This window comes from Vibrio sp. S/42/10 (assembly GCF_029890535.1).
GTDB classification, from domain to species: Bacteria; Pseudomonadota; Gammaproteobacteria; order Enterobacterales; family Vibrionaceae; genus Vibrio; species Vibrio cyclitrophicus.
In genome coordinates this window covers 20,514-27,152 of the sequence record NZ_JAKMZC010000030.1, presented here as the reverse complement: position 1 = coordinate 27,152, position 6,639 = coordinate 20,514, and the positions used below count along the sequence as shown (strand labels likewise).

At 40.1% G+C, this 6,639-nt stretch carries 6 protein-coding genes; 5 read left to right on the top strand and 1 reads right to left on the bottom strand.

The features are described 5' to 3' along the window. Both L8S15_RS21135 and L8S15_RS21130 read left to right on the top strand, forming a co-directional pair. A partial coding sequence (locus tag L8S15_RS21135; protein WP_280575045.1) for a hypothetical protein occupies positions 1–391 on the top strand: 391 nt, incomplete at its 5' end. After that, positions 391–1,545 carry a glycosyltransferase family 4 protein gene (locus tag L8S15_RS21130; RefSeq protein WP_280575044.1) on the top strand — a complete coding sequence of 385 codons (1,155 nt, stop codon included), beginning with the start codon at positions 391–393 and terminating at the stop codon, positions 1,543–1,545. The genes L8S15_RS21135 and L8S15_RS21130, both read left to right, overlap by 1 nt. 117 nt (positions 1,546–1,662) lie before the next feature. Here the strand turns inward: L8S15_RS21130 and L8S15_RS21125 are convergent, their stop codons facing one another. Then, a complete protein-coding gene (locus L8S15_RS21125; RefSeq protein WP_046209409.1) occupies positions 1,663–3,528 on the bottom strand; it encodes a nucleoside-diphosphate sugar epimerase/dehydratase in 1,866 nt (621 codons plus the stop codon). A gap of 182 nt (positions 3,529–3,710) precedes the next feature. Between L8S15_RS21125 and L8S15_RS21120 the strand changes: the two genes are divergently transcribed. From L8S15_RS21120 to L8S15_RS21110, 3 genes are all read left to right on the top strand, one after another. Then, complete coding sequence (locus L8S15_RS21120; RefSeq protein WP_280575036.1) at positions 3,711–4,685, top strand: SDR family oxidoreductase; 975 nt, start codon at positions 3,711–3,713, stop codon at positions 4,683–4,685. A 739-nt stretch (positions 4,686–5,424) separates the two neighbouring features. Then, complete coding sequence (locus tag L8S15_RS21115; protein ID WP_065099733.1) at positions 5,425–5,712, top strand: GIY-YIG nuclease family protein; 288 nt, start codon at positions 5,425–5,427, stop codon at positions 5,710–5,712. Between the two features lie 145 nt (positions 5,713–5,857). Further along, positions 5,858–6,403 (top strand): sugar transferase, encoded by a 546-nt coding sequence (locus L8S15_RS21110; RefSeq protein WP_016792503.1) that lies wholly within the window; start codon positions 5,858–5,860, stop codon positions 6,401–6,403. Positions 6,404–6,639 lie beyond the last annotated feature (236 nt).

Below are 6,639 nucleotides of genomic sequence, written 5' to 3'. Positions count from 1 at the left end.
TAATATATTTGGTGTCATACTGCTGCTTGGTGTTTCTATTATATTTTTTGTGTTCAATGTGGAGTTGAAAAAACAAATATATCTTCAAAAAAAGATAAGATATAACACTTCCCTTTTAAGCTATCAGAAAGGCGAGAACAATGTCTTAGCCAGAACTAAAGCTTCTGAAAAAATAACATTTATAATCAACTCCCTGGTTGCTGTGCTTATTGCTGCTTTGTTCTTTTGTCATATTGAGGGGCTTGTTGGGGCTAAAAATGGTTTAATATTATTATTTGTTATCCGTTTTATTAGTTCTAATTTGTCTAATTTGGGCTCGTGTCTAATGAGGTTTAGCCGGGGTTGGGTTAATGTATTTGATAAGTATGACTCAGTATTGGAGAAGCAATAATGGCTCGTATTGCTTATGTTGTAAATGTTGATTGGTACTTCAAACTACATTGGTTAAATAGAGCTTTGGCAGCTAAAGCAAACGGTTATGACATTGTTGTAATTACACATTTTACTAGCGCTGAAACTCGCGATTACTTTGAAGAGATCGGTTTTACGTGCATTGAGTTGTCATTTTCTCGTAGTGGTGTAAACCCTTTTTTCGAGCTGAGCACTCTATTAAAGCTCTATAATTGTTTGAAAGGTTTGAAACCTAATTTAGTTCATTGTATTACAGTGAAGCCTTCGGTATATGGTGGGTTAATATCGAACCGATTAAAATTACCTTCGATTAAGAGTATTACTGGCTTAGGTGCTGTTTTTTCAAGTAAGTCACTTACCTTCCGTCTTTTGAAACCAGTTGTTATCGGGCTTTATTATTTAGTTGGTAATTCAAAGCAGGGCGCATTTATATTTGAAAACAAGTCGGATCTAAATATTTTTAGAAATGCTAGAATCGGCCGAAATCAACAATTAGTTCATATTGCCGGCGCCGGTGTTGATACATCCCACTTTTATGAAGTATCGACACCTTTGAATAGTTTGGGATCTGAACAACCTTTGGTTGTATTATTTGCTGCAAGGTTACTTAAAGATAAAGGTCTTGATACCTTGATTTCAGCGATCGAACAAGTTAAAAGCAAAGGTATAAATGTGGAACTCTGGGTTGCGGGGTTGTTTGACCTAGACTCAAAAAATGCATACACCAAATGTGAAATTAAACGTTTAGCCAGTGATGGTGTTATTAAATGGTTAGGTGCAGTTGCAAGTAAAGAAATGCCTTCGATATTAAATTCAGTTGATATAGTCGCTTTACCCACACGCTATGGTGAGGGAATACCTAGAATACTGATAGAGGCAGGTGCAACTGCTAGAGTTGTTTTAGCATCAAATGTTTCAGGGTGTAACGAGCTTATATCTGATAAGGTTAGCGGTCGGTTATTAGAACCATTGAGTGTTGAAGAATGGAGCGAATGTATTGTCGATGTAGTATCTAGACCGTTAACCTATCAATATTATGCTAAGTCTTTATTGAATGAAGTTACAAGTCAATATAGTGATGAAGTAGTTATAGGGCGATTTTTAGCTTTGTATGATAGCCATTGTAGTAAATAATATTTTAATACACATATAGTAGATTCAACATCTATGGAATTCTTTGCTGTATAGGCGTTTCATAGCTATATGTTTGTTTCATAGCTATATGTTTGTTTCATAGGTATATGTTTGTTGCTACCTGTTAGGTGTGTATCCCGTAGGTGCATCTAATAATATTCTTCTAATGCACTCTACATTAAAATCATGGCAGCATTCATCTAGTTCGTTTAAAAGAACTTGCATTTCAGGCCAGCTAAGTTTGCTTTCTTGCGCTGTCATGATTTTTTCGTGGCTGGTTCCTTCTACATTATCTCCTATCAATAGCTCTTCATATAACTTCTCACCAGGTCTTAGGCCTGTAAACCTGATTTCAATATCGCCTTCATCCGAGCTTGAGCCAATGTTTTCTTTCATTCCCATCAGGTGCACCATGCGTTTTGCTAGGTCTAGGATCTTAATTGGCTCTCCCATATCTAACACGAACACTTGGCCATTATTACCCATGGCGCCAGCTTGAATGACGAGCTGCGCCGCTTCAGGAATCAACATAAAATAGCGGATGATGTCTGGATGCGTAACGGTGACGGGACCACCGGTTTTAATTTGTTTCTTGAATAGCGGTACAACGGACCCCGAAGAGCCTAAAACATTGCCGAACCTCACCATAGTAAAGGTCGTTTGAGTCTCTTTGTCTGCCAGAGCTTGAAGAACGAGCTCCGCCATTCTTTTACTTGCTCCCATTACATTCGTTGGCCTCACGGCTTTGTCTGTGGAAATGAGAGTGAAATTTTTAACGCCACATTCTATTGCAGCTTGCGCGCAGGATAATGTCCCAAAAACATTATTTCGGATCCCTTCTACGACATTGTCTTCGACTAGAGGTACGTGTTTATAGGCTGCGGCATGATATAAAGTGTCAACTTCATAGCTTGTCATTAGCTTTTCAAGGCGATTTTGTCTTTGAACTGAGCCTAGTGCAGCAACAATTCTAGTTTGGCTTTTAAGATTATGCTTAGTCGCATTAAGCTCTTGTTCGATCTTATAAAGGTTATATTCATTTAACTCGAATAAGACCAGTGTTTTTGGTTTTTGAGCTATGATTTGACGGCACAATTCAGAACCTATTGAACCCCCGGCTCCGGTAACCATGACACTCTTATCGAATATATTCTTAGTCAATAAGTTGTTATCTGGGGTAATCGGTGTTCGACCTAATAGATCAGCAACATCAAGATCTTTTACTTCGGTCGCCGTTGCTTTGCCTGCAGCGATATCTTCCACTGACGGTACGGATTGTATAGCGATAGGCCAATTAGACAATTTTTCTACTAGTCTTAATCTCTTACCTTTGTTGATATTGTTGATGGCCAGTAATAGTTTAACTGGTTGGTACAGAGATTGGAGATGTTCAAACTCACTAGGATGATGGACTTTTAATCCAAATAAGATATGACCCTTTTTACTCGGATCGTCATCCAGTAACACAACAGGATTATATTCATCACCATGGATCAGCGCATACGCAAGTTCACGACCAGTGGCTCCAGCCCCATAGATAAATACGTTTGGCTTTTTACGTTTAAAAACTTGGTCATAAGCAGAGCGGATCATGATTCTTGGCCCGCCTAATGTCAGTATTGCTAACCCTGCATAGATAAAAGGGACACTTCTGGGGATGAAGGTATGAAAAAAGAATCCGCTTAAAACTAAGGTGAGGGAAGATATAAACACCGCGAGAAATATGTTCCCGACCGCAGGAAACATCATGTAGCGTAGTACTGCCCGATACATTCCGAGTTTAGCGAAACTAAATATAGTCACCGAAACCGTGAGTAATAACGTCACCCATTCATCTAAACCCAGTTCAAAGGTGTATGTACCTAGCCTCAAAGCTATAGCTAAGTAAATCGATACAGCTATCGCGAATATGTCATAGCCAATACTGATCAAACGCTTATTTTTTCGTTTAGTATTGAGGATAAGGCGTATCGGCTTAATCATTATATTCCTTGGTAACTGTTCTAAATCAGGCTTACAAGCTGTAGCTGAGTAATTTAATATCTGCGATATTTTAATGCTCTTAAGTGCGGTAAGCTAGTCGTAATTGATGGTTCTGTGTTGCTCAGTAGTTTTGCTGTTGGTGCTGCTTATTTTTTGTTCAGTATGTAGAGCTTTTTTGTGTTATGAAATTATTAGTCACTGGTAGTACGGGCTTTATCGGCTCTCGCGTTGCGAAGTTAGCACAAGAGTGTCAGTGGGAAGTTGTGCCCGTAGTGCGAAAAGCGGCACAAGTACAGCCTAATAGCTTGTTTGTTAATAGCCAGTTTGTTAATAGCTTTGCTGTTTCTTCTATTGATTCGAGTACAGATTGGTCTGGTGCATTTGACGGTGTGGATTGTGTTGTTCACTGTGCTGCTCGAGTACATCAAATGAATGAAAGTGAGCAAGATGCTTTAGCCGCTTATCGAGAAGTTAATACTCTGGGGACGTTGACTCTAGCAAGGCAAGCCGCCGATGCTGGCGTTAAGAGATTTGTCTTTGTTAGCTCGATTAAGGTGAACGGTGAATTGAGTGAATTAGACTCGCCCTTTGAGCCTGATTTAAATCATACTCCGCAAGACCCTTATGGCTTGAGTAAGTATGAAGCCGAGATTGAGTTAGCGCAACTTGCCAAAAATACAGGGTTAGAAGTGGTTATCATTAGACCGCCTTTGGTTTACGGGCCTGGCGTAAAAGCGAACTTCCTGTCAATGATGCGTTTGATTGATAAAGGCATTCCGTTACCGTTTGGCGCTATAAAAAACCAAAGAAGTTTGGTTTATTTGGATAATCTATCTGATTTGATACTGACGTGTTGCGAGCACCCTTCAGCTCCGGGACGTACCTTCTTAGTATCGGATGATAATGATGTGTCGACAACTCAATTAATGCGAACTATTGCGTTATCAATGGGCCAGGCTTCGAGGCTTTTGCCTATTCCAATGTCTTGGATACAAGCTGGAGCGTCAATTTTAAATAAGCAGCACATAGCGCAAAGAGTATGTGGCAACCTCCAAGTGGAAGTCGGTTTGACGAAAGAGGTTTTAGGGTGGAAGCCCCCAGTTACTTTTGAGCAAGGGATTAAAAACACAGTGCAAGCGTATTTAGATTCCAAATAACTCGTTCCTCGTTTTTGGAATGACGGTGTGGGATTCCTCGTTTTTGGAATGACGGAGTGGGATTCCTCAATTTTGGAATGACGTGTGGTTGCTCGTTGTTTGGGGGCTTTATTTAAGTTGTCATTCTGAACCGCGAGGCACGATCGTGATTCAGAATCTGTGTTGTGCGGTGTTTGGTTCAGGGGCTTTAGATTCCAAATAACTCGTTCCTCGTTTTTGGAATGACGGTGTGGGATTTCTCAATTTTGGAATGACGTGTGGTTGTTCGTTGTTTGGGGGCTTTATTTAAGTTGTCATTCTGAATAGCGAGGCACGATCGTGATTCAGTATCTGTGTTGTGCGATGTTTGGTTCAGGGGCTTTAGATTCCAAATAACTCGTTCCTCGTTTTTGGAATGACGGTGTGGGATTCCTCAATTTTGGAATGACGTGTGGTTGCTCGTTGTTTGGGGGCTTTATTTGAGTTGTCATTCTGAACAGCGAGGCACGAGCGTGATTCAGAATCTGTGTTGTGCGGTGTTTGGTTCAGGGGGCTTTAGATTCCAAATAACTCGTTCCTCGTTTTTGGAATGACGGTGTGGGATTCCTCAATTTTGGAATGACGTGTGGTTGCTCGTTGTTTGGGGGCTTTATTTAAGTTGTCATTCTGAACAGCGAGGCACGATCGTGATTCAGAATCTGTGTTGTGTGTATACAGTTGGCTTATTTTGTCTTTCACTGATAATAAACTAAGGGGAATTATGGATAGACAACCCTGTGTATATGTACTTTCATCTCCAAATAACAACGTGTTATATATTGGCGTGACAAGTCAGTTGAAGCAACGAATTTGGCAGCATAAGAATAATATCATGCATTCTTTTACCTCTAAATATAATGTTCATAACCTTGTTTACTATGAATTATTTGAAGGTATAGAAGCGGCAATTGCTAGGGAGAAGCAACTCAAAACATGGAAACGTGCTTGGAAAAATGAGTTGGTAAAGAGTGTTAATCCTAGTTGGCAAGATTTGTATCATACGCTTTAGATTCCAGATACTCCGTTCTGGAATGACGAAGTCGCGAGTGGTGAGTATCGAAGAGTTTTGGAGTCTTAGCGTTACTTAAGTTGTCATTCTGAACTGCGAGGCACGAGCGTGATTCAGAATCTGTGTTTTTAGAAAGGGTTTTAAGTTGATTCGTATATTAGATTTTATTTTTGCTTTCTTTGGCTTGTTGTTCCTTTGGCCTGTATTTGTTGTTATTTGTATCCTCGGCTATTTTGATACGGGTTCTCCTGTCTTTTTTCAGACCCGAGTAGGGCGCAACAAAAAACCATTCACTTTAGTTAAATTCCGCACCATGCCAGTGGAAACAAAATCTGTTGCCACTCATTTAGTTGGGGCTAGCTCTGTCACCAAATTAGGTGGATTTCTACGTAAGACGAAACTGGATGAACTCCCTCAATTGTACAACGTGCTTAAAGGTGAAATGAGTTTAGTTGGCCCAAGACCATGCTTGTTTAACCAACAACAACTGATCGATGAAAGAGAATCAAGAGGCGTACTCGCGGTAAGACCAGGTGTAACCGGATTAGCTCAAATCAACGATATCGATATGTCGACACCGAAAAAACTCGCAGAGTGGGATCAACGCATGATTAACACGCTGAATACTAAATTGTATTTCCAGTACATTATTCAAACCGTGTTAGGCAAAGGCTCTGGCGACAGAGTGTAGTTAACAGTTAACAGTTAACAGTTAATAACAAGCAGCTAATAGCAAACAGTTGGCTGCATCTTATCTCTAGGCTCAGGTGTGTTTTATCTTCTGGGCTTGGCAGAGGTTTATCTTGTCAGCTTAACAATCGGTTTGTGTGCTTACCTTATCTTGCATAGGCATTAGCATGGGGATAGGTTTCTGCTTTGCACTCATATTTGTGTGACGCTATTTCCTAAATAATGCATTAAAGGTAT